23 protein-coding genes and 1 riboswitch are annotated in these 24,444 nt (G+C 61.4%); of the genes, 12 read left to right on the top strand and 11 right to left on the bottom strand.

What is annotated here, in order from left to right:
- Positions 1 to 31: 31 nt before the first annotated feature.
- Positions 32 to 448, top strand: a complete 417-nt coding sequence (madL, locus tag EIY71_RS17985; protein ID WP_007953315.1) for a malonate transporter subunit MadL — start codon at positions 32 to 34, stop codon at positions 446 to 448.
- 1 nt (position 449) lies between these two features.
- Positions 450 to 1,214, top strand: coding sequence for a malonate transporter subunit MadM (gene madM / locus EIY71_RS17980; protein ID WP_007953314.1), 765 nt, complete (start codon positions 450 to 452; stop codon positions 1,212 to 1,214).
- 195 nt (positions 1,215 to 1,409) lie between these two features.
- Here madM and EIY71_RS17975 read toward each other — a convergent pair whose 3' ends face one another.
- Positions 1,410 to 2,330: a LysR substrate-binding domain-containing protein gene (locus tag EIY71_RS17975; protein WP_064600041.1), complete on the bottom strand. Its 921-nt coding sequence runs from the start codon at positions 2,328 to 2,330 to the stop codon at positions 1,410 to 1,412.
- A 141-nt stretch (positions 2,331 to 2,471) separates the two neighbouring features.
- Between EIY71_RS17975 and EIY71_RS17970 the strand changes: the two genes are divergently transcribed.
- Positions 2,472 to 3,089: a hemolysin III family protein gene (locus EIY71_RS17970; protein WP_085746678.1), complete on the top strand. Its 618-nt coding sequence runs from the start codon at positions 2,472 to 2,474 to the stop codon at positions 3,087 to 3,089.
- Here EIY71_RS17970 and EIY71_RS17965 read toward each other — a convergent pair.
- Positions 3,086 to 3,997 carry a LysR family transcriptional regulator gene (locus tag EIY71_RS17965; RefSeq protein ID WP_134022562.1) on the bottom strand — a complete coding sequence of 304 codons (912 nt, stop codon included), beginning with the start codon at positions 3,995 to 3,997 and terminating at the stop codon, positions 3,086 to 3,088. The two genes, EIY71_RS17970 and EIY71_RS17965, sit on opposite strands and share 4 nt — an antisense overlap.
- A gap of 108 nt (positions 3,998 to 4,105) precedes the next feature.
- On the opposite strand from EIY71_RS17965, the gene EIY71_RS17960 reads away from it, so the two are divergent.
- Both EIY71_RS17960 and EIY71_RS17955 read left to right on the top strand, forming a co-directional pair.
- Positions 4,106 to 5,347 carry a D-amino acid dehydrogenase gene (locus EIY71_RS17960; RefSeq protein ID WP_134022560.1) on the top strand — a complete coding sequence of 414 codons (1,242 nt, stop codon included), beginning with the start codon at positions 4,106 to 4,108 and terminating at the stop codon, positions 5,345 to 5,347.
- A gap of 41 nt (positions 5,348 to 5,388) precedes the next feature.
- Positions 5,389 to 6,291, top strand: coding sequence for a transporter substrate-binding domain-containing protein (locus EIY71_RS17955; RefSeq protein WP_085746675.1), 903 nt, complete (start codon positions 5,389 to 5,391; stop codon positions 6,289 to 6,291).
- A 4-nt stretch (positions 6,292 to 6,295) separates the two neighbouring features.
- On the opposite strand, the gene EIY71_RS17950 is transcribed toward EIY71_RS17955, so the two are convergent.
- Both EIY71_RS17950 and EIY71_RS17945 read right to left on the bottom strand, forming a co-directional pair.
- The gene (locus tag EIY71_RS17950; RefSeq protein WP_085746674.1) at positions 6,296 to 7,015 is read right to left on the bottom strand and encodes a 16S rRNA (uracil(1498)-N(3))-methyltransferase; all 720 of its coding nucleotides are present in this window, start codon (positions 7,013 to 7,015) and stop codon (positions 6,296 to 6,298) included.
- Between the two features lie 161 nt (positions 7,016 to 7,176).
- Complete coding sequence (locus EIY71_RS17945) at positions 7,177 to 8,583, bottom strand: adenosylmethionine--8-amino-7-oxononanoate transaminase (RefSeq protein ID WP_007953301.1); 1,407 nt, start codon at positions 8,581 to 8,583, stop codon at positions 7,177 to 7,179.
- Between the two features lie 223 nt (positions 8,584 to 8,806).
- Between EIY71_RS17945 and EIY71_RS17940 the strand changes: the two genes are divergently transcribed.
- The 3 genes from EIY71_RS17940 (at position 8,807) to EIY71_RS17930 (ending at position 11,963) form a co-directional block, all read left to right on the top strand.
- Positions 8,807 to 10,585 (top strand): flavin monoamine oxidase family protein, encoded by a 1,779-nt coding sequence (locus EIY71_RS17940; RefSeq protein WP_085746672.1) that lies wholly within the window; start codon positions 8,807 to 8,809, stop codon positions 10,583 to 10,585.
- 215 nt (positions 10,586 to 10,800) lie between these two features.
- The gene (locus EIY71_RS17935; protein WP_007959675.1) at positions 10,801 to 11,352 is read left to right on the top strand and encodes a cytochrome b; all 552 of its coding nucleotides are present in this window, start codon (positions 10,801 to 10,803) and stop codon (positions 11,350 to 11,352) included.
- A 32-nt stretch (positions 11,353 to 11,384) separates the two neighbouring features.
- Positions 11,385 to 11,963 carry a YceI family protein gene (locus EIY71_RS17930; RefSeq protein ID WP_045121911.1) on the top strand — a complete coding sequence of 193 codons (579 nt, stop codon included), beginning with the start codon at positions 11,385 to 11,387 and terminating at the stop codon, positions 11,961 to 11,963.
- Between the two features lie 140 nt (positions 11,964 to 12,103).
- Here EIY71_RS17930 and EIY71_RS17925 read toward each other — a convergent pair whose 3' ends face one another.
- The 5 genes from EIY71_RS17925 to ahcY all read right to left on the bottom strand — a co-directional run bounded on the left by EIY71_RS17925 (position 12,104) and on the right by ahcY (position 18,702).
- Positions 12,104 to 13,972 (bottom strand): DEAD/DEAH box helicase, encoded by a 1,869-nt coding sequence (locus EIY71_RS17925; protein WP_134022558.1) that lies wholly within the window; start codon positions 13,970 to 13,972, stop codon positions 12,104 to 12,106.
- 222 nt (positions 13,973 to 14,194) lie between these two features.
- Entirely contained in the window at positions 14,195 to 15,007 is an 813-nt protein-coding gene (locus tag EIY71_RS17920; protein WP_134022557.1) for an ABC transporter substrate-binding protein, read from the bottom strand.
- A gap of 87 nt (positions 15,008 to 15,094) precedes the next feature.
- On the bottom strand, positions 15,095 to 16,177 hold the full coding sequence (locus EIY71_RS17915) for a hypothetical protein (RefSeq protein ID WP_085746669.1): 1,083 nt from the start codon (positions 16,175 to 16,177) through the stop codon (positions 15,095 to 15,097).
- Positions 16,178 to 16,254: 77 nt separating this feature from the next.
- Positions 16,255 to 17,100, bottom strand: coding sequence for a methylenetetrahydrofolate reductase [NAD(P)H] (gene metF, locus EIY71_RS17910; protein WP_134022555.1), 846 nt, complete (start codon positions 17,098 to 17,100; stop codon positions 16,255 to 16,257).
- Between the two features lie 192 nt (positions 17,101 to 17,292).
- On the bottom strand, positions 17,293 to 18,702 hold the full coding sequence (gene ahcY / locus EIY71_RS17905; RefSeq protein ID WP_007961892.1) for an adenosylhomocysteinase: 1,410 nt from the start codon (positions 18,700 to 18,702) through the stop codon (positions 17,293 to 17,295).
- Positions 18,703 to 18,725: 23 nt separating this feature from the next.
- A riboswitch (S-adenosyl-L-homocysteine riboswitch) is annotated at positions 18,726 to 18,824 on the bottom strand.
- A gap of 197 nt (positions 18,825 to 19,021) precedes the next feature.
- Here ahcY and EIY71_RS17900 point away from each other — a divergent pair.
- Both EIY71_RS17900 and EIY71_RS17895 read left to right on the top strand, forming a co-directional pair.
- Positions 19,022 to 19,429, top strand: a complete 408-nt coding sequence (locus EIY71_RS17900; protein ID WP_011336338.1) for an acyl-CoA thioesterase — start codon at positions 19,022 to 19,024, stop codon at positions 19,427 to 19,429.
- 73 nt (positions 19,430 to 19,502) lie between these two features.
- Positions 19,503 to 20,390, top strand: a complete 888-nt coding sequence (locus tag EIY71_RS17895; RefSeq protein WP_102685756.1) for a formate/nitrite transporter family protein — start codon at positions 19,503 to 19,505, stop codon at positions 20,388 to 20,390.
- Here the strand turns inward: EIY71_RS17895 and EIY71_RS17890 are convergent, their stop codons facing one another.
- Both EIY71_RS17890 and EIY71_RS17885 read right to left on the bottom strand, forming a co-directional pair.
- Positions 20,391 to 21,656, bottom strand: coding sequence for a sodium:proton antiporter (locus EIY71_RS17890; protein WP_085667394.1), 1,266 nt, complete (start codon positions 21,654 to 21,656; stop codon positions 20,391 to 20,393). It lies immediately after the preceding gene.
- A gap of 105 nt (positions 21,657 to 21,761) precedes the next feature.
- Entirely contained in the window at positions 21,762 to 22,931 is a 1,170-nt protein-coding gene (locus EIY71_RS17885) for an MFS transporter (protein WP_007959692.1), read from the bottom strand.
- A gap of 219 nt (positions 22,932 to 23,150) precedes the next feature.
- Between EIY71_RS17885 and EIY71_RS17880 the strand changes: the two genes are divergently transcribed.
- Positions 23,151 to 23,984 (top strand): EamA family transporter, encoded by an 834-nt coding sequence (locus EIY71_RS17880; RefSeq protein WP_085746666.1) that lies wholly within the window; start codon positions 23,151 to 23,153, stop codon positions 23,982 to 23,984.
- A 39-nt stretch (positions 23,985 to 24,023) separates the two neighbouring features.
- Positions 24,024 to 24,407: an MAPEG family protein gene (locus EIY71_RS17875; RefSeq protein ID WP_085746665.1), complete on the top strand. Its 384-nt coding sequence runs from the start codon at positions 24,024 to 24,026 to the stop codon at positions 24,405 to 24,407.
- Positions 24,408 to 24,444 lie beyond the last annotated feature (37 nt).

The raw sequence follows: 24,444 nt of genomic DNA, 5'->3' as shown, positions 1-24,444 counted from the left end.
AATTCGACGATGCACTTTGAGGACTACAACAATGATTATTTACGGTGTGGCGCTGCTGGCGATCTGTACGCTGGCAGGGGTGATCATGGGTGACCTGCTCGGCGTGCTGCTGGGGGTCAAATCCAACGTCGGCGGGGTCGGCATCGCCATGATCCTGTTGATCTGCGCGCGGTTGTGGATGCAGAAACGCGGCGGCATGACCAAGGATTGCGAGATGGGCGTCGGCTTCTGGGGCGCCATGTACATTCCGGTGGTGGTGGCTATGGCCGCGCAACAGAACGTCGTCACCGCCCTGCACGGCGGCCCGGTGGCGGTGCTGGCGGCGATCGGTTCGGTGGTGGTCTGTGGCTGCACGATTGCCTTGATCAGCCGCACCCACAAGGGCGAGCCATTGCCCGACGAACCGGCGGAAATCTCCCCGGTCGGCACGCCGGTAGGAGGTCGCTGATATGTGGGATCTCATTGAAAAAGGTCTGGAACACAACGGTCTGATCACCGCGTTCGCCTTCGTCGGCGTAATCATGTGGGTCTCGGTGATTCTCTCCAAACGCCTGACCTTCGGGCGGATTCACGGCTCGGCGATTGCCATCGTCATCGGCCTGGTGCTGGCCTGGGTCGGCGGGACGATGACGGGCGGGCAGAAGGGGCTGGCGGATCTGACGCTGTTCTCCGGCATCGGTCTGATGGGCGGCGCGATGCTGCGGGATTTCGCGATCGTTGCCACGGCGTTTGAAGTGCAGGCGACCGAGGCGAAGAAGGCCGGGATGATCGGCGTGATTGCGCTGCTGCTGGGCACGATCCTGCCGTTCATTGTCGGCGCGTGCATGGCTTACGCGTTCGGTTATCGCGATGCGGTGAGCATGACCACCATCGGCGCCGGTGCGGTGACTTACATCGTCGGGCCGGTGACTGGTGCGGCGATTGGCGCGACGTCGGATGTGATGGCGCTGTCGATTGCCACCGGGTTGATCAAGGCGATTCTGGTGATGGTCGGCACGCCGGTGGCGGCGCGCTGGATGGGCCTCGACAATCCGCGCTCGGCGATGGTGTTCGGCGGGCTGGCTGGGACCGTGAGTGGCGTGACGGCGGGGCTGGCGGCGACGGATCGGCGGTTGGTGCCTTATGGGGCGTTGACCGCGACCTTCCACACCGGACTTGGGTGCCTGCTTGGGCCATCGCTGCTGTTCTTCATCGTTCGCGGGATTGTTGGCTGAACGTCAAAAGCCCCTCACCCTAACCCTCTCCCGGAGGGAGAGGGGACCGACCGAGTTGGATGGGTCAGCTTTATCGACCTGAAATTTCCGTGTCGAACTCAGGACTCGAAACCGATGGAGATCTGCTCCCTTTCCCCCTCGCCCCCTTGGGGGAGAGGGCTGGGGTGAGGGGGTAAGCTTTTGATCTGCTTTTAATCACACCGCCAACTGGCGATTCGCATACATCCGACACTCCGCCAGCAAAGCCAGCAAATTCGGATCCCGCTCTTTTGCCTTCAAAAACACCACCCCGATGTGCTGCTGCAACCGGTACTTCTCCTGCAACGGAATCAGCTTCACCCGGTTCTCGTACACCGCCGCAATCCTCCCCGGCAGCAACGCGTAACCGACCCCGGAACTGACCATGCTCAGCAGGGTGAAGATGTCGTTGACCTGCATCGCTACCTTCGGCTCGAACCCCGCCTGCCGGAACACTCGGATGCCGTCCTGGTGGGTGGCGAAGCCTTGGGTGAGGGTGATGAAGGTTTCGTCGCGCACCTCCGCCAGATCCACTTCGCTGCGTTGGGCGAAGCGGGAATCGGCCGGGGTGGCGAGGAAGATGTCGTCGGAAAACAGCGGAATCTGCTCGCAGTCCGGGTCGTTGACGGTGTCGTCCAGCGACACCAGGATCGCGTCGACTTCCATGTTTTTCAGCTTGTAGAGCAGGTCGATGTTCGAGCCGAGGATCAGGTCGATGTTGAGTTCGCTGCGGCGGATCTTCAAACCCATGATCAGCTGCGGCACGGTTTTCACTGTCAGCGAATACAGCGAGCCGAGCTTGAAGCGCTCGGCCGAGAACCCGGCGGCTTCGCGGGTCAGGCGCACGCTTTCGACTACGTCCTGAATCAGTTTCTGCGCCCGCTCTTCGAGCACGTAGGCACTCTCCAGCGGCGTCAGGTTGCGTCCTTCGTGTTTGAACAACGGGCAGCGCAGGGCGCTTTCCAGCGAATGGATCGCGCGGTGCACGCTGACGTTGCTGGTCTGCAACTCGGCGGCGGCGCGGGCGAGGTTGCCGGTACGCATGAAGGCGAGGAACACCTCGAGTTTCTTCAGGGTCAATTCTTCGTCGATCAGCATGGCGCGGACTCTTCTTGGTATCGGTCGATTGTGCCCAAATATCAGGACAGACGCAGGCCCGCGTTGAACGGAAACATTGCGCTTTTACGCTCAAGGCCCGAGCCTTGCGTGTTGCGGTAACGAAATCGAGGTGTGCGACACATGTATCACGGAGAAAAACTGAACGCCTGGACGCATCTGGTCGGTGCGGTAGCGGCGTTTGTCGGAGGCGTCTGGATGCTGGTGATCGCCAGCCTCGACGGCAGCCCGTGGAAGATCGTCAGCGTGGCGATTTACGCCTTCACCTTGCTGGTGCTCTACAGCGCGTCCACCGTTTACCACAGCGTGCGCGGGCGCAAGAAAGCGATCATGATGAAGGTCGATCACTTTTCGATCTACTTGCTGATCGCCGGCAGTTACACGCCGTTCTGCCTGGTGACTTTGCGCGGGCCGTGGGGCTGGACGTTGTTCGGGATTGTCTGGGGGCTGGCGCTGATAGGCATTCTGCAAGAGATCAAGCCGCGCTCGGAGGCGCGGATCCTGTCGATCGTGATCTACGCGGTGATGGGCTGGATCGTGCTGGTGGCGGTAAAGCCGCTGATAGCAGCGCTCGGGACGGCGGGGTTTGCCTGGCTGGCCTCGGGCGGTGTGCTGTACACCGTGGGGATCATCTTTTTTGCCCTTGATCACCGGTTGCGACATGCCCACGGGATCTGGCATCTGTTCGTGATCGCCGGGAGCCTGCTGCATTTTGTGGCGATTCTGTTTTACGTCCTTTAAGCGCCCATCAGCCGACCGAGTTGTTCGCCGGCGCGCTGACTGAAGATCTGCAGCAAATCATTCAGCGTATGTGGCGGTGGTTCGGTGGCGCGAGTCACCGCGTACAGCGTGATCGGCAGCGGCGGGGCGAGAGGGCGGATAGTGGTGGTGGCCGATGAGGCACCCAGCGCGGTGAACGGATCGATCACCGCGACCCCGGCGCCGGACTCCACCATCGCCCGCGCCAGCGAATACGTCTGCACGGCAATCCGCACACGCGGCGGTGGCTCGACCGCTTCGAGATAACTATCGAGGCGGGCGGCCAGCGGGTCGGCGCTGGACAGCCCGATCAGCGGCGCTCCCGCCAACGCCATCAGCGGCAACGGCTGACCGGCATCTTCCTCCGGCCAATAACCTCTCGGTGCCAATGCCACCAGAACTCCCGAGGCCAACGCCTGGGCCTTCAGCCCCGGATGGTCCGGCAACTGCAACGTCAGCGCCACGTCCACTTCGCGCATCAGCAGGTTCTGCATCAACTCGCGGCTGTGGGCGCTCGACAGTTCGCAGGCGATGTCCGGGAATTGCGCGGTCCACTGCTGGATCGCCGGCGGCAGCAACGACAGCGCCAGCGCCGGGGTCGCGCCGATCCGCAGGCTGTGGCCGGGTTCGCGGCGCAGGCTCTGGGCCAGACGCCGCACGCCTTGCAGGCTTTCGGTGACCTTATCGACTTCGCGCTCCAGCTCCAGCGCTTCCGGGGTTGCCTGCAACTTGCCGCGCACCCGCAGAAACAACGGAAAGCCCAGTTGCTGCTCGGCGTGCTGTAGCACCTTGGTCACCGCCGGTTGCGAGACATGCAGCAGCTGCGCAGCGGCACTGACCGAGCCGGTCTGGCGAATGGCCTGGAAAATCTCGATATGACGAAGGCGCATGATGATCCCATAACCTTTGTTTATAGGCCTGGCATCTTTATTCATTGTTCGGCGCCTGTCACCTCACCCTAACCTCGGCCTCGTCTTCAAGAACGATTAAGGACGGACATGGCTCAGCGTGTGTGCATCATCGGCGGTGGCGTGATCGGGTTGGCAACGGCCTGGGCGCTGGTGCGCGACGGTTTCGAAGTGACAGTGGTCGAGGCGCGGCAGGCGCTGGGCAGCGAAACCAGTTTTGCCAACGGCGGCCAGTTGTCCTATCGCTACGTCGCGCCGCTGGCCGATGCCGGCGTACCGTTGCAGGCAATCGGCTGGATGCTGCGCGGCGACTCACCGCTGAAGCTGCGGCCGCGCCTGGACCCGGCGCAGTGGCGCTGGATGGCCTCGTTTCTCGCCGCATGCCGCACCTCGGTCAACCGCGAAAACGCCGCGCATCTGTTGCGTCTGGCGTTGTTCAGCCAGAGCACCCTGAAACGCTGGCGCGAGGACGACGGGCTGGTCGGTTTCAACTGGCGGCGCAACGGCAAACTGGTGACCTTTCGCAACGCCGCCAGCTTCGAGCATGCACGCAAAGGCCTCGCCGATCCGCAGCAACAGCAGGTGTTGTCCGCCGCCGAATGTGCGCTGCTGGAACCGGCACTGGCCGATGCGCCGTTTGTGGGCGCGATCTACACGCCGGATGAAGAAGTCGGCGACTGTCACGGATTCTGCCAACAGTTGGCGGCGCGATTGAAGGCGTCGGGTCGCTGCGAGTTTCACCTCGGTCAGGCAGTCACCGGCATTCTTCACAGCCACGGCGTCGTCACGGCGATTGAGCTTGGTGACGAAACCCTGCCGGTCGAACAGCTGGTGATCGCCGCCGGCCATCGCAGCCCGTTGCTGGCGCTTCCCGGCCTGCGCCTGCCGTTGTACCCGCTGAAGGGCTACAGCCTGACCGTGCCGATCGGCGACGAGCATCGAGCACCGGACGTGAGCATCACCGACTACGACCGCAAGATCGTCTACGCGCGTATCGGCGAACAACTGCGCGTAGCGGCGATGGTCGACATCGTCGGTTTCGACCCGGCGGTGGATCCTGAGCGGCTGGCGCTGATCAAACGTCAGGCGCGCGACACCTTTCCCGACGCCGGCAACTACGACGCGGCCGTGGAGTGGGCCGGCATGCGCCCGGCCACCCCCACCGGCGTTCCGCTGCTGGGCGCCACGGCGTATCGCAATCTGTGGCTCAACCTCGGCCACGGCGCGCTGGGTTTCACCCTGGCCTGCGGCAGCGGGCAGTTGCTCAGCGAACTGATCGGCCAGCAGCGCACATCCATTGATCTGCACGGGTTCAATCCCCGTGCGGCGTGACGGTTTCTGCTAAAACACCCCACCCACAACGGAGAATAACAATGCAAAAAATCACGTTGCTCGGCTGCACTCTGGCGCTGGTTTTCGGCGCTCAGGCGCAGGCCAATGAAGTGCCGCTGACCGGTACGCTCGGCAAGATCGCCAGCACCAACAGCATCACCCTGGGTTATCGCGATGCGTCGGTGCCGTTCTCGTATGTGGGCGATCACACCGGTCAGCCGATGGGGTATTCGGTGGAACTGGCGGACAAGATCGTCGAGCGCATCCAGCAGCAACTGGCGTTGCCGGAGCTGAAGGTGAAGTACAACCTGGTGACGTCGCAGACGCGGATTCCGCTGGTGCAGAACGGCACGGTCGACCTTGAATGCGGCTCCACCGGAGTGACCGCCGAACGGCAGAAACAGGTCGCGTTTTCCTACGGTTTCATCTACGTCAAAGGGCAGCTGCTGACCGCCAGGGACAGCGGCATCCACAGCTTCGACGACCTGCGCGGCAAGAACGTGGTGACCACCGCCGGCACCACTAACGAGCGTTATCTGAAGAGCTACAACCTCGACCACAAACTGAAAATGTTCGTGATTAGCGCCAAGGATCACGGCGAGGCGTTCCAGATGCTGCAATCGGGACGCGCGGCGGCGTTCTACATGGACGATGCGCTGCTTTACGGCGAACGGGCCAAGGCGCGCGATCCGCACAACTGGGTCGTGGTGGGGGAGGAGCAGTCGCGGGAAATCTACAGCTGCATGGTGCGCAAGGATGATCCGCAATTTCTCGCGCTGGTCAACGGTGTGCTGGCCGACCTGTACAGCTCGGGGGAGATCAACGGGATCTACCGCAAGTGGTTCGAACAGCCGATCCCGCCGAAGGGCCTGAACCTTGAGTTCCCGATGACCAGCGAACTCAAGGCAATCATTGCCAGACCAACCAGTGATCCGGTGCAGTGACGGGTTAGAAATCACCCCACAGTTGCTGCGCCACCGCCAGCGCCACAACCGGCGCAGTCTCGGTGCGCAGCACGCGCGGGCCGAGGCGGGCGGCGTGGAAACCGTTGGCCTTGGCTTGCTCGACTTCGGTGTCGGACAGGCCGCCTTCGGGGCCGATCAGGAACGCCAGGGTCGATGGTTTGGCATGGCTGACCAGCGGCTCGGCCACCGGGTGCAGCACCAGTTTCAGTTCGGCTTGCGTCTGTTTCAGCCAGTCGGCCAGCAACAGTGGTGGATGAATCACCGGTACTCGCGAACGACCGCATTGCTCGCAAGCGCTGATCGCCACCTGACGCCAGTGCAGCAGGCGTTTGTCGGCGCGTTCGTCCTTGAGGCGGACTTCGCAGCGCTCGCTGAAGATCGGGGTGATTTCAGTCACGCCCAGCTCGGTGGCTTTCTGGATTGCCCAGTCCATCCGCTCGCCCCGGGACAGGCCCTGGCCGAGGTGGATTTGCAGCGGTGATTCGACCTGACCGGCGAACTGCTCGTCGATTTGCACCACCACGCGTTTCTTGCCGACTTCCACCAGCGATCCGCGAAACTCGTGGCCGGAGCCGTCGAACATCTGCACCGCATCGCCCTCGGTCATGCGCAGCACGCGGCTGATGTAATGCGCCTGGGCTTCCGGCAGTTCGTGTTCGCCGGTGCTGAGCGGGGCGTCGATAAAGAAGCGGGACAGTCTCATTTCGGGTCTCTCTGATTAGATCGTTCCCACGCTCCGCGTGGGAATGCAGCTCGGGACGCTCTGCGTCCCAAGAGCGGACGCAGAGCGTCCGGTGAGGCATTCCCACGCAAACGGTTCGACGCCTCGACGTGGGAACGAGCCTTCAACTCAAGTAAGTTAGATCAGCCCGGATCACGGAACCCGGGATGGAAATCCTTCGGCACCGCCACACTGACGCTGTCACGGGTGGCGATGTCGATGCCTTCGCTGGCGACTTCGGCGAGGAAGTCGATCTGCTCCGGGGTGATCACGTACGGCGGCAGGAAATACACCACGCTGCCCAGCGGACGCAGCAACGCGCCACGCTCCAGCGCATGCTGGAACACCTTCAGACCGCGACGTTCCTGCCACGGATAAGCCTCTTTCGTGGCTTTGTCCTTGACCATCTCGATCGCCAGGACCATGCCGGTCTGACGCACTTCCGAAACATTCGGATGATCCACCAGATGCGCTGTCGCCGACGCCATGCGCTGGGCCAGCGCCCGGTTGTTCTCGATCACGTTGTCCTGCTCGAAAATATCCAGGGTCGCCAATGCCGCCGCACAGGCCAGCGGGTTGCCGGTGTAGCTGTGCGAATGCAGGAAGGCACGCAGGGTCGGGTAATCGTCGTAGAAGGCGCTGTACACCTCGTCGGTGGTCAGGCACGCCGCCAACGGCAGATAACCGCCGGTCAGGGCTTTCGACAGGCACAGGAAGTCCGGGCGGATGCCGGCCTGCTCGCAGGCGAACATCGTCCCGGTGCGGCCGAAGCCGACGGCGATTTCGTCGTGAATCAGATGCACGCCGTAACGGTCGCAGGCTTCGCGCAAAAGCTTGAGATAGACCGGGTGGTACATGCGCATGCCGCCGGCGCCCTGGATCAGCGGCTCGACGATCACGGCAGCGACGCTGTCGTGGTTCTCGGCCAGCGTCTGTTCCATGGCCGCGAACATGTTGCGCGAATGCTCTTCCCAGCTCATGCCCTGCGGGCGCAGGTAACAATCCGGGCTCGGCACCTTGATGGTGTCCATCAGCAGGGCTTTGTAGGTTTCGGTGAACAACGGCACGTCACCGACCGCCATCGCCGCCATGGTTTCGCCGTGATAGCTGTTGGTCAGGGTCACGAAGCGCTTCTTGTTCGGCTGGCCGCGGTTGAGCCAGTAGTGAAAGCTCATTTTCAGCGCGACTTCGATGCAGGACGAACCGTTATCGGCGTAGAACACCCGGTTCAGGCCTTCCGGCGTCATCTTCACCAGACGCTCGGACAGCTCGATCACTGGCTGATGGCTGAAACCGGCCAGAATCACGTGTTCCAGCTGATCGACCTGATCCTTGATGCGCTGGTTGATGCGCGGGTTGGCGTGGCCGAACACGTTGACCCACCAGGAGCTGACCGCATCCAGATAACGCTTGCCTTCGAAGTCTTCCAGCCAGACGCCTTCACCGCGCTTGATCGGAATCAGCGGCAGCTGTTCGTGGTCTTTCATCTGGGTGCAGGGATGCCACAGCACCGCGAGATCGCGTTGCATCCACTGGTTGTTCAAGCCCATGTTCAGTCTCCTCGAGGCGGCTCGCGTCAGGCGCGGGCAAACAATCGCGCAAGCCTATGCAATGCGTCGCGCCGGGACAACCCATTGTGTCGATTGAGCTACTTTGTATGGGCCGATAGACGTCGCTGGCGGCGTTTTGATGGCTGACGTATTCTTCGCGGTTCTTTGGGTCGTCTGACCCGCAAAACTGCATTTTCCTACGTGTTTATCCGGAGTTCGCTGAATGTCTGTCGGTTGGCTGCGCGCCTGTGCGCTAGTGGTGTTGGGGCTGTTTAGCGTTACGGCGCTGGCCAAGGATAAAACCGCAATCGTGATCGGCGGCGGCCTGTCGGGCCTGACGGCGGCTTACGAACTGCAGAACAAGGGCTGGCAGGTCACGCTGCTCGAAGCCAAACCGAGCCTGGGCGGTCGCTCGGGCATGGCCACCAGCGAGTGGATCGGCAACGACAAGACTCAACCGGTGCTGAACAAATACGTATCGACCTTCAAGCTGAACACCACGCCGGCGCCTGAATTCGTACGGACTCCGGGTTACCTGATCGACGGCGAGTATTTTTCCGCCGCCGACCTGACCGCCAAACAGCCTGCCACGGCCGAAGCGCTCAAGCGCTACGAGAAAACCCGTGACGATCTGGCGCGCTCGATCGACGATCCGCAGAACCCGGCGGCGACCAACACCCTGCACGCTCTGGACCAGATCAACGTCTCGAGCTGGCTCGACAAGCAGAACCTGCCGGCCACCGCACGTCAGCTGATCAACCAGGACATCCGCACCCACTACGACGAGCCTTCGCGCCTGTCGCTGCTGTACTTCGCACAGCAGAGCCGGGTGTATCGCGGCGTGTCCGACCGTGACCTGCGCGCTTCGCGTCTGGTCGGTGGCAGCCCGGTGCTGGCTCAGGCCTTCGTCAAACAGCTGAAAACCATCAAGACCAACTCGCCAGTATCTGCCATCACCCAGGACAAGGACGGCGTGACCGTCAAGGTCGGCAGCGTTGGCTACCAGGCCGATTACGTTGTGCTGGCGGTGCCGTTGCGCGCCCTCAACAAGATCCAGCTGACTCCGGCGCTGGACGCCCAGCACCTGGCCGCGATCAAAGGCACCAACTACGGCTGGCGCGACCAGATCATGCTGAAGTTCAAGACGCCGGTATGGGAAAGCAAGGCGCGGATGTCCGGCGAGATCTATAGCAACACCGGCCTGGGCATGTTGTGGATCGAGCCGGCTCTGAAGGGCGGCGCGAACGTGGTGATCAACCTGTCCGGCGACAACGCCCGCGTCATGCAGGCCTTCGGCGACAAGCAGATGGTCGATCAGGTGCTGATTCGTCTGCACACGTTTTATCCACAGGCCCGTGGCTCGTTCACCGGTTATGAAATCCGTCGCTACAGCACCGATCCATCGACCGGTGGTTCCTACCTGGCCTTCGGCCCTGGCCAGATCAGCAAATTCTGGCGCCTGTGGGAGCGTCCGCTGCAGCGCGTAGCGTTTGCCGGCGAACACACCGACACCTTGTACCCGGGCACGCTGGAAGGCGCACTGCGCACCGGTCAGCGCGCGGCCAGTCAGGTTGAAGACCTGGCGGCGGGCAAATCCTTCGAACCGGCCAAAGTCGGCCCGGCAGCAGCCACCGCCGCAGCGGCAGGTGCAGCGGGTGCGGCAGTGGCGGCGAAGAAAGGCAACTTCTTCACCAACCTGTTCGGCGGTTCGGACGACGATAAGAAACCGGAACCGGTAAAAGCGCCAGAGCCGGCACCTGCTCCAGCCGCCCCAGCGCCTGCACCGACCCCGGCTCCTGCGCCAGCCCCGGTGGAAGCACCGAAGCCAGCAGTTCCGGTAAAAGCCGAGCCAGCCAAGAAAGCGGCAGCCAAGCCAGCAGCGAAGAAACCGGCGGCGAAGACCGAAGCGAAAAAAGCTCCGGCCAAACCAGCGGCGAAAAAAGCTGAACCGGCGAAGCCAGCGGCTAAACCGGCGGCAACCACCGAGACCAAAGCGCAGTAAGGCTTTGCGGTAAATGAAAAAGCGCGGCTTTCAGGCCGCGCTTTTTTTTGCCCGTGATTCACAACATCCCGCCACACTTTTGTCTTTAATCTTTCCTTAACTCCCCTGTTCAAGACTCTTGATCGTATTTCTCGATATTTCAAAGCGAAATTTTCCGCTTTAATTCGATAGATAACTCGCTAGTCTTGGTTCGCAGTTCTCACAGGATTTGGGCAATGCAGCTACGTAACTCTTCTTCGCGCTACGGTTGGGTCAGCATCTTCATGCACTGGGGCGTGGCGCTGGTGGTCTTCGGGCTGTTCGCGCTGGGTCTGTGGATGGTGGGGCTGGATTACTACAGCACCTGGCGCAAAGACGCGCCGGATCTGCACAAGAGCATCGGTCTGGTGCTGCTGGGTGTGATGGTGTTGCGGGTGTTGTGGCGCTTTGTCAGTCCACCGCCGCCAACGTTGCAAAGCTACAGCCGCATGACCCGCATCGGTGCGAAGTTTGGCCATGGGTTCCTCTACCTTGCGCTGTTCGCCGTGATGATTGCCGGTTACCTGATTTCCACCGCAGACGGTGTCGGGATCCCGGTGTTTGGCCTGTTTGAAGTTCCTGCACTGGTTTCCGGACTACCGGATCAGGCAGATACCGCCGGTGTGATTCATCTCTGGCTGGCATGGGCGCTGGTAATTTTTTCCGGCCTTCATGCGTTGGCAGCATTGAAGCACCACTTTATCGATCGTGATGCGACCCTGACACGAATGCTGGGACGCAAAGCCTGATGTTCAACCTCGACTCCAAAGGAAAACAAAGCATGTTGAAAAAGACTCTGGCCGCTCTGGCAATCGGCTCTGCCGTCCTGTCCGCCAACGTGATGGCCGCTGACTACGTGGTTGACAAAGAAGGCCAGCACGCCTTCGTCGACTTCAAGATCAGCCACCTGGGCTACAGCTTCATCACCGGTACCTTCAAGGACATCGATGGCAAGTTCAGCTTCGACGCTGCCAAGCCTGAAGACAGCAAGATCGAGTTCAACGTGAACACCGCCAGCGTGTTCACCAACCACGCCGAGCGCGACAAGCACATCGCCAGCGCTGACTTCCTGAACGCCAGCAAGTTTGCCAAGGCGACCTTCGTCTCCACCAGCGTCAAGTCCACCGGTGCCAACACCGCTGACGTGACCGGCGACCTGACCATCCTGGGCGTCACCAAGCCAGTGGTCGTGAAGGCGACCTTCCTGGGCGAAGGCAAGGATCCATGGGGTGGCTACCGTGCCGGCTTCGAAGGCACCACCACCATCAAGCGTTCCGATTTCGGCAAGCAGAAAGACCTGGGCCCGAAGTCCGACGCGGTCGAGCTGTACGTTTCGTTTGAAGGTGTGAAAGCGAAGTAATTTTCGCCGGCCACACAAAAACGCCCCCGGTCTTGCGATCGGGGGCGTTTTTTATTGCCCGCCGTAATTCTCGTCTCGGCGGCCTGCAAAAAAAATGCCCCGGTTTTCAGGCCGGGGCATTTTTCATTGCGGTGGAAAACTCAGCGATTGCGGGTCAGCAAGGCCGGTTTTTCACCGCGTGGGCGGCTTGGCAGTTGATCCAGCTGCTCAGGCGTCGGGAAGCGGTCGGCTTTCGATTCCTTGTGCATGATCTTCGGCCCGCTGCTGCGCGGGTTCTGCACGGCCGGTTCAGCGCGTTGCTGATCGTCACGGGCCGGGCGGCGGTTGCGCGGGTTTTCGTCGCGACGACCCTGGCCGTCACGCGGTGCACCGTTGCGTGGGCCGCTGCGCTTGCCTGGCGGGGTGCCGGTGCTCGAACCGTTGCTGTTGCGCGGGCCGTTCTGGCGACCTTGCGACTGACCGCCGCGGGGTGCGCCCGAACCTGCGCCTTGCGCCGGAGCGCCTGGACGACGGTTGCGACCACCGGCCGGAGCCTGCTTCGGCACGTAATCGACGCGGTTACCGAAGTTATCGATATCGTCGTCGAGGAATTCGTCCGGAGCACGGTCAGCAGCGGCGCGTGGCGGCTGGCTTGGCTGGCGCTGTTCGCGGGCCGGGGTGCCTTCACGCGGCTTTTGTTGACGGGCTGGAGGCTCGCCACGATCGCCGGCCGGTTTTTCCTTGCCCTTGTCTTTGCCTTTGTCTTTACGACCGCCGCCACCGCCGCCGCCATTCGGGCCGTCGCCGCGTGGGCCACGGGCATTGCGCGGGTTGCGCATGTCCGGACGCTCACGGGCTTCGGGCTTCTCGGCCTCGATGGTGCTGGCATCGAAGCCCATCAGGTCGCCGTCGGCGATTTTCTGCTTGGTCATGCGTTCGATGCTTTTCAGCAGTTTTTCTTCGTCCGGTGCGACCAGCGAGATCGCCTCGCCCGAACGACCGGCACGGCCAGTGCGGCCGATACGGTGCACGTAGTCTTCATCGACGTTCGGCAGTTCGAAGTTGACCACGTGTGGCAACTGGTCGATGTCCAGACCGCGCGCCGCGATGTCGGTGGCAACCAGGATGCGCACTTCACCGGCCTTGAAGTCGGCCAGAGCTTTGGTGCGGGCGTTCTGGCTCTTGTTACCGTGGATCGCTACAGCCGGCAGGCCGTGCTTGTCCAGGTACTCGGCCAGACGGTTGGCGCCGTGCTTGGTGCGGGTGAACACCAGCACCTGTTCCCACGCGCCGGCGGTGATCAGGTGGGCCAGCAGCGCACGCTTGTGGCTGGCTGGCAGGCGGAATACGCGTTGTTCGATGCGCTCGACTGTGGTGTTCGGCGGCGTCACTTCGATGCGTTCCGGGTTGTGCAGCAGCTTGCCGGCAAGATCCGTGATGTCTTTGGAGAAGGTCGCCGAAAACAGCAGGTTCTGACGCTTGGCCGGCAGACGCGCGAGGACTTTCTTCACGTCGTGAACGAAGCCCATGTCGAGCATGCGGTCGGCTTCGTCGAGCACGAGGATTTCAACGTGGGACAGATCGACGCTGCCCTGGCCGCACAGGTCGAGCAGACGACCCGGGCACGCAACGAGGACGTCCACGCCACGGGACATGGCCTGAACCTGCGGGTTCATGCCGACGCCGCCGAAGATGCAGGCGCTGACGAATTTCAGGTCACGGGCGTAGATCTTGAAGCTGTCGTGAACCTGGGCCGCGAGTTCGCGGGTCGGGGTCAGGACCAGCACGCGCGGTTGGCGCGGGCCGTGACGCTGGGATTTGTCCGGGTGGCCGTTGGGGAACAGCCGCTCCAGGATCGGAAGGGCGAAACCGCCGGTTTTACCGGTACCTGTCTGTGCCGCAACCATCAGGTCGCGACCTTGCAACACGGCGGGAATGGCCCGCTGTTGCACCGGAGTAGGCTCGGTATAGCCCGCATCTTCGATAGCGCGGACCAAAGCCTCGGAGAGACCGAGGGAAGCAAAGGACATGAGTAATCCTGTTTCAGTTAGGGCTTGGCCCAATGGGAGTCTTGCCTGGCGCGAATGGCGTTTAAGAGGACGCAATCCCGTCCGGTCCTGCTGCGGTTCCGAAGGCACGTCCGGAGCGCTCGCGCGGGCTGAAAAGCTGCGCTGTAGCGGGTCGGGAGGCCTGTTACGGTTCCGGGCGTCCGGGCGTGAGCCTGGCGGGAACGCCGGAGTATAACAGAGCAATCACTGCGCGCCGCTTTCCTGCTGCTCAACGGTTTTGCCGCTGGCGGTTGCACTGCCCAGTGGCGCCGTCAGGGCGGGGGCCGCGCCGTAGCGGGCGCTGAGCTCGGTATAGGCCGGTTCGCGCTTGAAACGCTTGAGTTCGGCGCCGAAGCGCTGCACCAGCAAATCCATCCCGGCATTGCGCCGCACGGCCAGAAACTGGCTCTGGCGGCTGATGACCGTGGGGTTTTCCGTGATCTTGTCGCGAATGCCCAGTTCATCGAGCAAATGCTGACCCACGCGGCGATCAGTGATCAGCAGGTCGATGCGCCCGCGCACCAGTTTGCCGAAATTGGCTTCGTGGGTCGGGGCCGGCTCGCGGGTGAACAGCGTCGATTCGCGAAAGTCGGGGCTGTACAGATAGCCCGGCGAGGTGCCGACCGTCAGGCCTTTGAGGTCTTCAAGGCTGTGAAAAGGGTGCGGACGCTCGTTGGCGTAGAACATCACGAACTCGACGTCCGACAGCGGTTCGCTAGGGTAGAGCAGGGTGGCGTCGCGTTCGTCGCTGTGGAAGATGTCCAGCGCGCCGTCGGCCTGGCCGGTTTCGAGCATCGACAGGCAGCGTTTCCAGGGCAAAAACTGCCATTCGACTTCGATGCCCAAGCGCTTGAATACGATGGCGGTGGTTTCGTAGTCCAGCCCGAGATTCTTGCCGCCTTGTTCATAGACATACGGTGCCCATGGCTCGGTGACAATGCGCAACTTCTCGCCCCGAGCAGCGAAGCTCAGGCAAGTAAACAGCAAAACGCTCAGCAACTGGACAATGACAGGCATGGCCTGAGGTTAGTACGCGAATCGCCTGATGAGAAGCTCTGGCATGCATGTTTAACGCTGCAAGCGAAGAGTTTCGATGCGATGCCGCTATTTGCCGGATGAATTGAGCAGGTGCTGATGAATTGTCGTGTAGCGCGAGCCCAGAACCAGTCTGACCAGTCTTCTGCTGAACCATTCTTCCAGCAAATGCTGACAAACTTTCTTGCCAATCCTTTCCTGCTGGTTTTTCAGTGCCTTTTCCCACCACACCGGTGCGCAGGCCTGGTCGAATTCGTTGGGGTGCTTATAGCAACCGTAGAGAATTTCGCGAATGAACTGGCGAAGGTGCGCGGGCAGCATCAGGGTGATGACTTTGTACAGCATGCGCTGCATACGTGGCGGACGTGGCAGTCGCGCGGAAACGAGACGGGTGTCATCCAGTGCAGCCTGACAGGTCGGGTTGTCGCCATGCTTGGCGACCCAGGCCTGAACCTTGGCCCTGAACAGCTGCTTGCGGCTCCAGTAGTGATGAATCAGGTCCGGACACTTCTTGATGTCCAGTGTGCGATAGGCTGCCACTGACAGGCAGAACTCTTCCAGGGTGTAGGCACCTTGGGCGAGCGGGAACAGCTCGTCGATCAGCGCAATCGAGCGATCAAGCACTTGCGCATCTTGGCGATGCAGGCCGATGACGCCAGAGTTGAGCAGCATCATTTGATCGTCAGCCAGGCCTCTCTCCAGCAGGGTTTTCGACAGAGCGCTGTAGAGCAGGTTTTCCTTGTTGGTGCCGTATTGCAAGTAGTAGTCATTGCACAGCAGCGTGCCGGGTTGCACCCGTTCGAACAGTTTGACTGGCGAGCAATGAAAAAAAGTGTCGGTGTCGATCAGCAAGGCTGTCTCGGACTCTTCGAGCACCGTTCGCAAGGCAACGTGTTTGGTGCGGAAGTGGTAGCCGTGAGGTTCGCTCCAGCGCTGACGGGTGGCAGCATCGAGGGGACGCACTCGTACCGGGAGTTTTTCGTAAGGCTGCGGATTGTCACTGAACACCTGGATATCAATCGTCACATCTGGTGATTCACGAAGCCAGGCCAGGGCACTCGCGATGCTGAACACGGCTTCCTGGTGATAGGTTTCAGAGCCAAAAACCAGGTAGACGAGTTGAGGGCGTGGGTTCGAAGAATCGCAGATCATTGACGACAACATTCCATTGGTACTTTTAAATGTAAAAAGGCCCTCTGAAGAGGGCACTTTTTACTGTCTTGAATCGTTTAGCGCGGCAACTTCAGATTATTCCAGATCGCCAGGCTCGGTTCCGCCTGGTTCATGGAATAGAAGTGCAGGCCAGGCGCGCCGCCTTGCAGCAGGCGTTCGCACATCTCGCTGACGACCTGTTCACCAAAGCGCTGAATGCTCTGGCTGTCATCGCCGTAGGCTTCCAGTTGCTTGCGGATCCAGCGCGGGATTTCCGCACCGCAGGCATCGGAGAAGCGTGCGAGTTTGCTGTAGTTGGTGATTGGCATGATGCCCGGAACGACCGGAATGTCCACGCCCAGCGCCTGCAACCGGTCGACAAAGTAGAAGTAGCTGTCGGCGTTGAAGAAGTACTGGGTGATCGCGCTGTCGGCGCCGGCACGGGCCTTGCGCACGAAGTTGGCGAGATCGTCTTCGTAGTTGCGCGCTTGCGGATGCATCTCCGGGTAGGCGGCGACTTCGATGTGGAAATGATTGCCGGTTTCCTCACGAATGAATTCAACCAGTTCATTGGCGTGACGCAGTTCGCCGCTGGTCATGCCCATGCCGGACGGCAGATCACCGCGCAGGGCGACGATGCGCTTGATGCCGGCAGCCTTGTAATCGTTCAGCAGGCCGCGCAGGTCGTCCTTGCTGTCGCCGACGCACGACAGGTGCGGGGCGGCGGGGATTTTGACTTCGCTTTCCAGCTGCAGAACGGTGTTCAGCGTGCGGTCACGGGTCGAACCGCCCGCGCCGTAGGTGCAGGAAAAGAAGTCAGGGTTGTAGGTGGCCAACTGACGGGCAGTGGCGAGCAGTTTTTCATGCCCAGCATCGGTCTTGGTCGGGAAGAACTCGAAGCTGTAGCGACGTTCTTGGGACATGGAGGAAGCCTCCAGTTACGAGCGGCAAGCTACAAGCTGCGAGAGAAGCGGAGGTGCGCTGATCTCTCGTGCGTGAAACCTGCTGCCTGAAACTGTTCTGAAATAGGGGCAGAGCTCTCAAGCTTCGTACGGCAAGTCCGGCTTTTGACCTTGCTTGCCGCTTGAAGCTTGTAGCTCGCAGCTGCTCTTGTCTTAGTAGCGGTAAGCGTGCGGCTTGAACGGGCCTTCGACGGTCACGCCGATGTAGTCAGCCTGTTGCTTGGTCAGTTGAGTGACCACGCCGCCGAAGCCGCGGACCATTTCCAGGGCCACTTCTTCGTCGAGTTTCTTCGGCAGTACTTCAACGGTCAGACGCTCGGCTTTCTGGGCTGGCGACAGGTCGGCGTACTTCTGGCCGAACAGGAAGATCTGCGCCAGAACCTGGTTGGCGAACGAACCGTCCATGATGCGGCTTGGGTGACCGGTAGCGTTGCCCAGATTCACCAGGCGGCCTTCGGCCAGCAGGATCAGGTAGTCGTCGTTCTGAGCGTCGAAAGCGCCCGGGCCGGTACGGTGGATCTTGTGTACCTGTGGCTTCACTTCTTCCCATGCCCAGTTCTTGCGCATGAAAGCGGTGTCGATTTCGTTGTCGAAGTGACCGATGTTGCAGACAACGGCGCGCTTCTTCAGGGCTTTGAGCATGTTTGCGTCGCAAACGTTGACGTTACCGGTGGTGGTCACGATCAGGTCGATCTTGCCCAGCAGCGCTTTGTCGATGCTTGCTTCAGTACCATCATTGATACCGTCGATGAACGGCGAAACCAGTTCGAAACCGTCCATGCAAGCTTGCATGGCGCAGATCGGGTCAACTTCGGAAACCTTGACGATCATGCCTTCCTGACGCAGGGACTGGGCCGAGCCCTTGCCCACGTCACCGTAACCGATGACCAGCGCTTGCTTGCCGGACAGCAGGTGGTCGGTGCCGCGCTTGATGGCGTCGTTCAGGCTGTGACGGCAGCCGTACTTGTTGTCGTTCTTGGACTTGGTCACCGAGTCGTTGACGTTGATGGCCGGGATTTTCAGCTCGCCTTTGGCCAGCATGTCCAGCAGGCGGTGCACGCCGGTGGTGGTTTCTTCGGTCACGCCGTGGACGCGGTCCAGAACCTGTGGGTATTTCTTGTGCAGCAGCTCGGTCAGGTCGCCGCCGTCGTCGAGGATCATGTTGGCGTCCCATGGCTGGCCATCTTTCAGGATGGTCTGCTCCAGGCACCACTCGTACTCTTCTTCAGTCTCGCCTTTCCAGGCGAAAACCGGGATGCCGGCAGCGGCGATGGAAGCAGCAGCCTGATCCTGAGTCGAGAAGATGTTGCAGGACGACCAGCGCACTTCGGCACCCAGGGCAACCAGGGTTTCGATCAGCACGGCGGTCTGAATGGTCATGTGGATGCAGCCGAGGATTTTTGCGCCTTTCAGCGGCTGCTCGGAAGCGTACTTGCGGCGCAGACCCATCAGGGCCGGCATTTCCGACTCGGCGATGATGGTTTCGCGACGGCCCCAGGCAGCCAGGGACATGTCGGCAACTTTGTAATCGTTAAAATCTGCAGGCGTGATAACAGCGCTCATGAAGAGCCTCCATTCGTAATGTATGCGAATGGGCGCCGTTGTGCGTTTAGTGTCCGGCCTGAGCCGGTCAACGCCCCATCCGAGCCTGACAGGTTGAACCTGCTGCAGCGCCCCTCGGACAGGTGGCGGGAAAACGGTATCAAGTGAAGGTTACCGTTTTGAAACGGGGGCGATTATAGCCGTCTAGACTGATCTTCCAAAGGGTTTCTGTCGGCCAGATGAAGATCGCCAATCGCGACCATAGTAGAAGCCTCATGGAGCATGACCGCTCAGTCTGCCAAGATGGCGCCATCATTCGGCAAGACGCTCAGGAGTGAAGATGAATTTCCACACCCGCAAGTGGGTAAAACCCGAAGACCTCAACCCTAACGGCACTCTGTTCGGCGGCAGCCTGCTGCGCTGGATCGACGAAGAAGCGGCGATCTACGCCATCGTTCAACTGGGTAACCAGCGCGTGGTGACCAAGTACATTTCCGAAATCAACTTCGTCAGCGCCTCGCGCCAGGGCGACATCATCGAGCTGGGCATCACCGCCACTGAGTTCGGCCGCACCTCGATCACCCTGACCTGCGAAGTGCGCAACAAGATCACCCGCAAGAGCATCCTGACCGTCGAGAAAATGGTCTTCGTCAACCTCGGCGAAGACGGCTTGCCGGCGCCGCACGGGCGAACCGAGATCAGGTATGTCAAAGACCAGTTCAAGGATGACGTGCCCGTTACCGAGTAATCGCGTCACACCGGCGAACGGAAGCCGAGCGGCGCGTGTCGTAGCCTTATGACCCCGCCACCGGTTTCCCGCCATGACCACACCTACAGACGGCAAGACCCCCGATCTCTCGGCCAAGGAACAACACGAAGTCGAGAAAAACCAGCCGCCCCGCGCGGCGGTTCTGCATGAAATCATCCGCAAACAGGGCGACCAGGAACTGGAGCGCAGCATCGCCGCGTTGTGGTGGTCGGCGCTCGCGGCCGGGCTGACCATGGGCCTGTCGCTGATGGGCATGGGCCTGCTCAACTCGCGTCTGCCCGAGGGCGATGAATTCAAGGTGATTGCCAGCTTCGGCTACTGCGCAGGCTTTCTCGCGGTGATCCTCGCCCGCCAGCAACTGTTTACCGAAAACACCCTGACTGCCGTGCTGCCGGTGATGACCAAGCCGACCCTGGCCAATTTCGGTCGGTTGATCCGGCTCTGGACAGTGGTGCTGTTCGGCAACCTGTGCGGGACGATTCTGGTGGCCTATGTGATGCTCGAACTGCCGATTTTCGACAGCAAGACTGACGAGGCCTTCCTCGAAATCGGCCGCAAGGTCATGGAGAACCACGCGAGTCAGATGTTTGCCAAGGGCATCGTTTCCGGCTGGATGATCGCCACCATGGTCTGGATGATTCCGTCCATGGAGAGCGCGAAGATGTGGATCATCATCCTCATCACCTATCTGATGGCACTGGGCGATTTCACTCACATCGTGGTGGGGTCGGCGGAGGTGTCGTATCTGGTGTTTGCCGGCGAGTTGCCGTGGAGTGATTTCTGGGCGGTGTTTGCCGGGCCGACCCTGGCGGGCAACATCATCGGCGGCAGTTTCATCTTCGCCCTGATCAGTCATGCGCAGATCCGCAGTGAAAGCGGCGCTCCGAAAGAGTCTGCGGATCAGGCCGAAAAGCCCGATCCGCAGCAGATCAAGAAATGATCAGTGGTGCGCGGGCTCGGCAGCGGTTGCCGGCTCGTCGCGCGTTGCGTGCTTGACCAGTTTGCCGATGGTCAGGCCCTGCAACAGGATCGATGACAGCACCACGATGTAGGTGATGCTCAGCAGCAGATCGCGCTCCGGGCCCAGCGGCAGGGCCAGTGCCAGTGCCACCGAAACACCGCCGCGCAAACCACCCCAGGTAAGGATCCGGATAGTGCCGCGCGGCACGGTGCGCCAGCGGCGCAACAGGACGATGGCCGGGGCCACGGTGAGCAGGCGCGACAGCAGAATCGCCAGCGCCAGCAGACTTGCTGCCGCCACGTGCAACCAGTTGAACGGCAGCAGCAACAGCTCCATCCCGATCAGCGCGAACAGCAGCGCGTTGAGCATGTCGTCGAGCAATTCCCAGAAACCGTCCAGGTATTTGCGCGTCATGTCGTTCATCGCCAGGTTGCGACCGAGGTTACCGATGATCAGACCGGCGACCACCATCGCAATCGGTGCCGAGACGTGCAGCTCGGTGGCCATCGCTGAACCGCCAATCACCAGCGCCAAAGTCAGCATGACTTCGATCTGGTGCTGCTCGATGCTTTTGATCATCAGGTACACCAGATAACCGATCAGCCCGCCGAACAGCACGCCGCCGATGGCTTCGTGGGCAAACAGCATGGCCGTGGCGCCGACGGTCGGGGTTTCGCCCAATTGCGCGATGCCCAGCAGCACGGTGAACACCACCACGGCGGTGCCGTCGTTGAACAGCGATTCGCCGACGATGGTGGTCTTCAGCGGCTTCGAGGCATTGGCCGTACGCAGCACGCCGAGTACCGCGATCGGGTCGGTCGGGGAAATCAGCGCGCCGAACAACAGGCAGTAGAGGAAGCTCACGTGCCAGCCGAACAGGGCAAAAATGTAATAGGCGAGGCTGCCGATCACGGCGGTGGCGATCAGTACGCCGAAGGTCGCCAGCAGGCCGATGGGCCAGCGGTAGCTGCGCAGGTCGTTGAGGTTCACGTGCAACGCACCGGCGAACAGCAGGAACGAGAGCATCCAGTTCATCAGCAGATCGCCGAAGTCGATCTGGCCGATCAATTGCTGCACGCGCTCTTCGAGGCCGGGGTAGCCGAGCAGGCTCAGGCCTTGCAGCAACAGGGAAAACATCAGTGCGGTAACCATCACGCCGATGGTCGGAGGCAGGCCGATGAAGCGGAAATTCACAAAGGTGAGGAGGGTGGTGAGGCAGATGAAAGCGGCGACGAGTTCAAGCATCCGGGGTCCTTTGGATGGGGGTGGAAAGACAGCGCGCCCGTTCATGGACGCAAGGGTTGGATGGGCTGACGCCGGGTGGGGACACAATTGTGTCCCCCGGGAAAATCAGCCGGACACATTGACCGCAGCGACACCCCGACGTTGCAGGTAGATGAAAAACAGCGCCGTCAGCACGGTCAGCACACCCACCAGCGCGCCCGTCCAAGGCAAGTCCGCCAGGTCCGCGCCGCTGGCCACCACCAGCCCGCCAATCCAAGCACCGGCGGCATTGCCGAGGTTGAACGCGCTCTGGTTCAGGGTCGAACCGAGGTTCGGTGCTTCATGCGCCTGATCGATGATCAGCAGTTGCAGGATCGGGCACAGGGCGAAGGCAAAAATCCCCCACAGCACCAGCGTGATCGCCGCCGGAACCACCGAGCGACTGGTCTGGCTGAACGCCGCCAGAATCACTACCACCGCCAGTGCGACACCCACCAGCGACGGCAACAGACGGCTGTCGGCCAGGCGCCCGCCGAGCATGCTGCCGCCGGTCAGACCGACGCCGAACAACAGCAGCATCACCGTCACGCCGTGAGGGCTGACGCCGGTGATGTCCTGCAGAATCGGCGCGATGTAGGTGAACACGCTGAACAGACTGGTGGACGCCAGCACGCTCATGCCCAGCGCCAGCAACACGTTGACCTTGCCCAGCACCTTGAACTCGCTGGCGAGGTTGGCCTTGTCCATCGGGATGTGTTTCGGCAACCACAGCCATTGGGCGAGGGCGGCGATCACACCGATCACCGAGACCGCCCAGAAGGTCGAGCGCCAGCCGGCGTACTGGCCGAGCGCAGTGCCCAGCGGTACGCCGAGAACGTTGGCCAGGGTCAGACCGGTGAACATCATCGCAATCGCCTGCGCCCGTTTGTTCGGCGCGACCAGCCCGGCGGCCACCACCGAACCGATGCCGAAGAACGCGCCGTGGCACAGCGCGGTGACCACTCGCGCGGCCATCAGCGTTGCGTAGTTCGGCGCCAGTGCGCACAGCACGTTGCCGAGGATGAACATCAGCGTCATGCCCAGCAACGTGGCCTTGCGCGGCATGTTGGCGGTGCCGATCGCCAGGATCGGCGCACCGAACACTACGCCCAGGGCGTAGCCAGTGATCAACAGGCCAGCGTGGGGAATGCTCACCGCGAGGTCGCGAGCGACATCGGGCAGCAGGCCCATGATGACGAATTCAGTGGTGCCGATGCCGAAAGCGGCAACAGCGAGTGCAAGCAAGGCGAGTGGCATGCGCAAGGTCTCTGTCGGTAGTCTTGACGCTTTGATCAGGCATACGCAGGCCGGCGACCGGTCTCGGACGAGAACGGGGCAGGCAGGAATTATTGGAATTTATCTGTGCGCAACTGAGTGCGGCGTGGTCGCTTGCAGTATAAACAGCTGCTGACACATCGCGAATCAATAATCTGGCTAATTGGCTCAGGCTCAACAACAAGAATCAAGGAGTGGCACGTGCTGGCGACAGCTCTGGTGTTGGTGGCGGCGCTGTTGCACGCAGCGTGGAATACGTTGATCAAGTTCAGCGCCGAGCGGCTGCTGGTGGTGGCCTGCATGGACACCGTGGCGCTGTTGTTCGTCGCGCTGGCGTTCCCTTTCATCAGCCTGCCACCGCCGGAAATCTGGCCTTGGATTCTGGCGTCGGCGGCGTTCGAGCTGCTCTATCGTTATCTGCTCATCCAGGCCTATCGGGTCGGCGATCTGGGGCTGGTCTATCCGTTGATGCGCGGATTGTCGCCGCTGGTGGTGCTGGCGCTGACCCTGATCTTCGCCGGTGAAGTGCTGACCACCCAGCAGATCTTCGGGATCCTGCTGATCCCGCTGGGCATGGCTTGCCTGCTCTGGCAGGGCGGCGGCGGGAAACACTTGCCGTGGTCGATGCTGCCGGTGGTGGCGCTGATCGGCTTGTGCATCGGTTGCTACACCTACATCGATGGCCAGGCGCTGCGGCGCTGGTCGCATCCGCTGGATTACCTGGTCTGGGTCACGCTGCTCAGTGCCTGGCCTTTCCCGATGCTGGCGTGGGTGGCCAAGCGTCCGGCGTTCAAGCTGTTCTGGCGCGAGCAATGGAAGCTGGGACTGGCGGTCGGGTTCTGCGTGTTGTTCAGCTACGCTCTGGTGCTGTGGGCGATGCAGTTGGGCTCGATTGCCGAAGCGGCGGCGTTGCGTGAAATCAGCGTGATTCTGGTGGTGCTGTTCGGTATGCGTTACCTGAAAGAACCTTTCGGCCGGCCGCGGCTCTTAGCCTGTGGGCTGGTGCTGATCGGCATGCTGGTGATGAAGTTCTGAGCGCCCGGCAACTCTAAAACTCGAAAGAAGGACGGTGTTATGACGGTGGCTTTGTGGTGTGTGTTGATCGCGATCTTTCTGCCCTATCTGTGCACCGTCGTGGCCAAGGCCTCGGGTGGTTTCAGACTGCGGGACAATCATGATCCCCGGGACTTTCTGGACAGCGTGGATGGCGTGGCGCGCCGTGCCCATGCGGCGCAACTGAACAGTTTTGAAGTGACCCCGGCGTTTGCGGCGGCGGTGATCGTCGCGCACCTGGTGGGCACGGCAGAGCTGGTGACGGTCAATGTGCTGGCGGTGCTGTTCATCACCAGTCGCCTGCTTTACATCATTTGCTATCTGGCGGACTGGGCGGCTTTGCGCTCGTTGGTCTGGTTTGTCGGGATGGTGCTGATTGCCAGCTTCTTCTTCGTTTCGGTCTGAACCTGAAAAGATCGCAGGCTGACGAGGCCTGCGATCT

Origin of the sequence: Pseudomonas sp. CH235 (assembly GCF_004368175.1) — a bacterium.
Lineage (GTDB): Bacteria > Pseudomonadota > Gammaproteobacteria > Pseudomonadales > Pseudomonadaceae > Aquipseudomonas > Aquipseudomonas paraglycinae.
This window is presented reverse-complemented; position numbering and strand designations above follow the sequence as displayed.

Coding starts and splice junctions, on each gene's coding strand:
- madL (WP_007953315.1), top strand. CDS start 32: ATGATTATTTACGGTGTGGCGCTGCTGGCGATCTGTACGCTGGCAGGG.
- madM (WP_007953314.1), top strand. CDS start 450: ATGTGGGATCTCATTGAAAAAGGTCTGGAACACAACGGTCTGATCACC.
- EIY71_RS17975 (WP_064600041.1), bottom strand. CDS start 2,330: ATGCTGATCGACGAAGAATTGACCCTGAAGAAACTCGAGGTGTTCCTC.
- EIY71_RS17970 (WP_085746678.1), top strand. CDS start 2,472: ATGTATCACGGAGAAAAACTGAACGCCTGGACGCATCTGGTCGGTGCG.
- EIY71_RS17965 (WP_134022562.1), bottom strand. CDS start 3,997: ATGCGCCTTCGTCATATCGAGATTTTCCAGGCCATTCGCCAGACCGGC.
- EIY71_RS17960 (WP_134022560.1), top strand. CDS start 4,106: ATGGCTCAGCGTGTGTGCATCATCGGCGGTGGCGTGATCGGGTTGGCA.
- EIY71_RS17955 (WP_085746675.1), top strand. CDS start 5,389: ATGCAAAAAATCACGTTGCTCGGCTGCACTCTGGCGCTGGTTTTCGGC.
- EIY71_RS17950 (WP_085746674.1), bottom strand. CDS start 7,015: ATGAGACTGTCCCGCTTCTTTATCGACGCCCCGCTCAGCACCGGCGAA.
- EIY71_RS17945 (WP_007953301.1), bottom strand. CDS start 8,583: ATGGGCTTGAACAACCAGTGGATGCAACGCGATCTCGCGGTGCTGTGG.
- EIY71_RS17940 (WP_085746672.1), top strand. CDS start 8,807: ATGTCTGTCGGTTGGCTGCGCGCCTGTGCGCTAGTGGTGTTGGGGCTG.
- EIY71_RS17935 (WP_007959675.1), top strand. CDS start 10,801: ATGCAGCTACGTAACTCTTCTTCGCGCTACGGTTGGGTCAGCATCTTC.
- EIY71_RS17930 (WP_045121911.1), top strand. CDS start 11,385: ATGTTGAAAAAGACTCTGGCCGCTCTGGCAATCGGCTCTGCCGTCCTG.
- EIY71_RS17925 (WP_134022558.1), bottom strand. CDS start 13,972: ATGTCCTTTGCTTCCCTCGGTCTCTCCGAGGCTTTGGTCCGCGCTATC.
- EIY71_RS17920 (WP_134022557.1), bottom strand. CDS start 15,007: ATGCCTGTCATTGTCCAGTTGCTGAGCGTTTTGCTGTTTACTTGCCTG.
- EIY71_RS17915 (WP_085746669.1), bottom strand. CDS start 16,177: ATGATCTGCGATTCTTCGAACCCACGCCCTCAACTCGTCTACCTGGTT.
- metF (WP_134022555.1), bottom strand. CDS start 17,100: ATGTCCCAAGAACGTCGCTACAGCTTCGAGTTCTTCCCGACCAAGACC.
- ahcY (WP_007961892.1), bottom strand. CDS start 18,702: ATGAGCGCTGTTATCACGCCTGCAGATTTTAACGATTACAAAGTTGCC.
- EIY71_RS17900 (WP_011336338.1), top strand. CDS start 19,022: ATGAATTTCCACACCCGCAAGTGGGTAAAACCCGAAGACCTCAACCCT.
- EIY71_RS17895 (WP_102685756.1), top strand. CDS start 19,503: ATGACCACACCTACAGACGGCAAGACCCCCGATCTCTCGGCCAAGGAA.
- EIY71_RS17890 (WP_085667394.1), bottom strand. CDS start 21,656: ATGCTTGAACTCGTCGCCGCTTTCATCTGCCTCACCACCCTCCTCACC.
- EIY71_RS17885 (WP_007959692.1), bottom strand. CDS start 22,931: ATGCCACTCGCCTTGCTTGCACTCGCTGTTGCCGCTTTCGGCATCGGC.
- EIY71_RS17875 (WP_085746665.1), top strand. CDS start 24,024: ATGACGGTGGCTTTGTGGTGTGTGTTGATCGCGATCTTTCTGCCCTAT.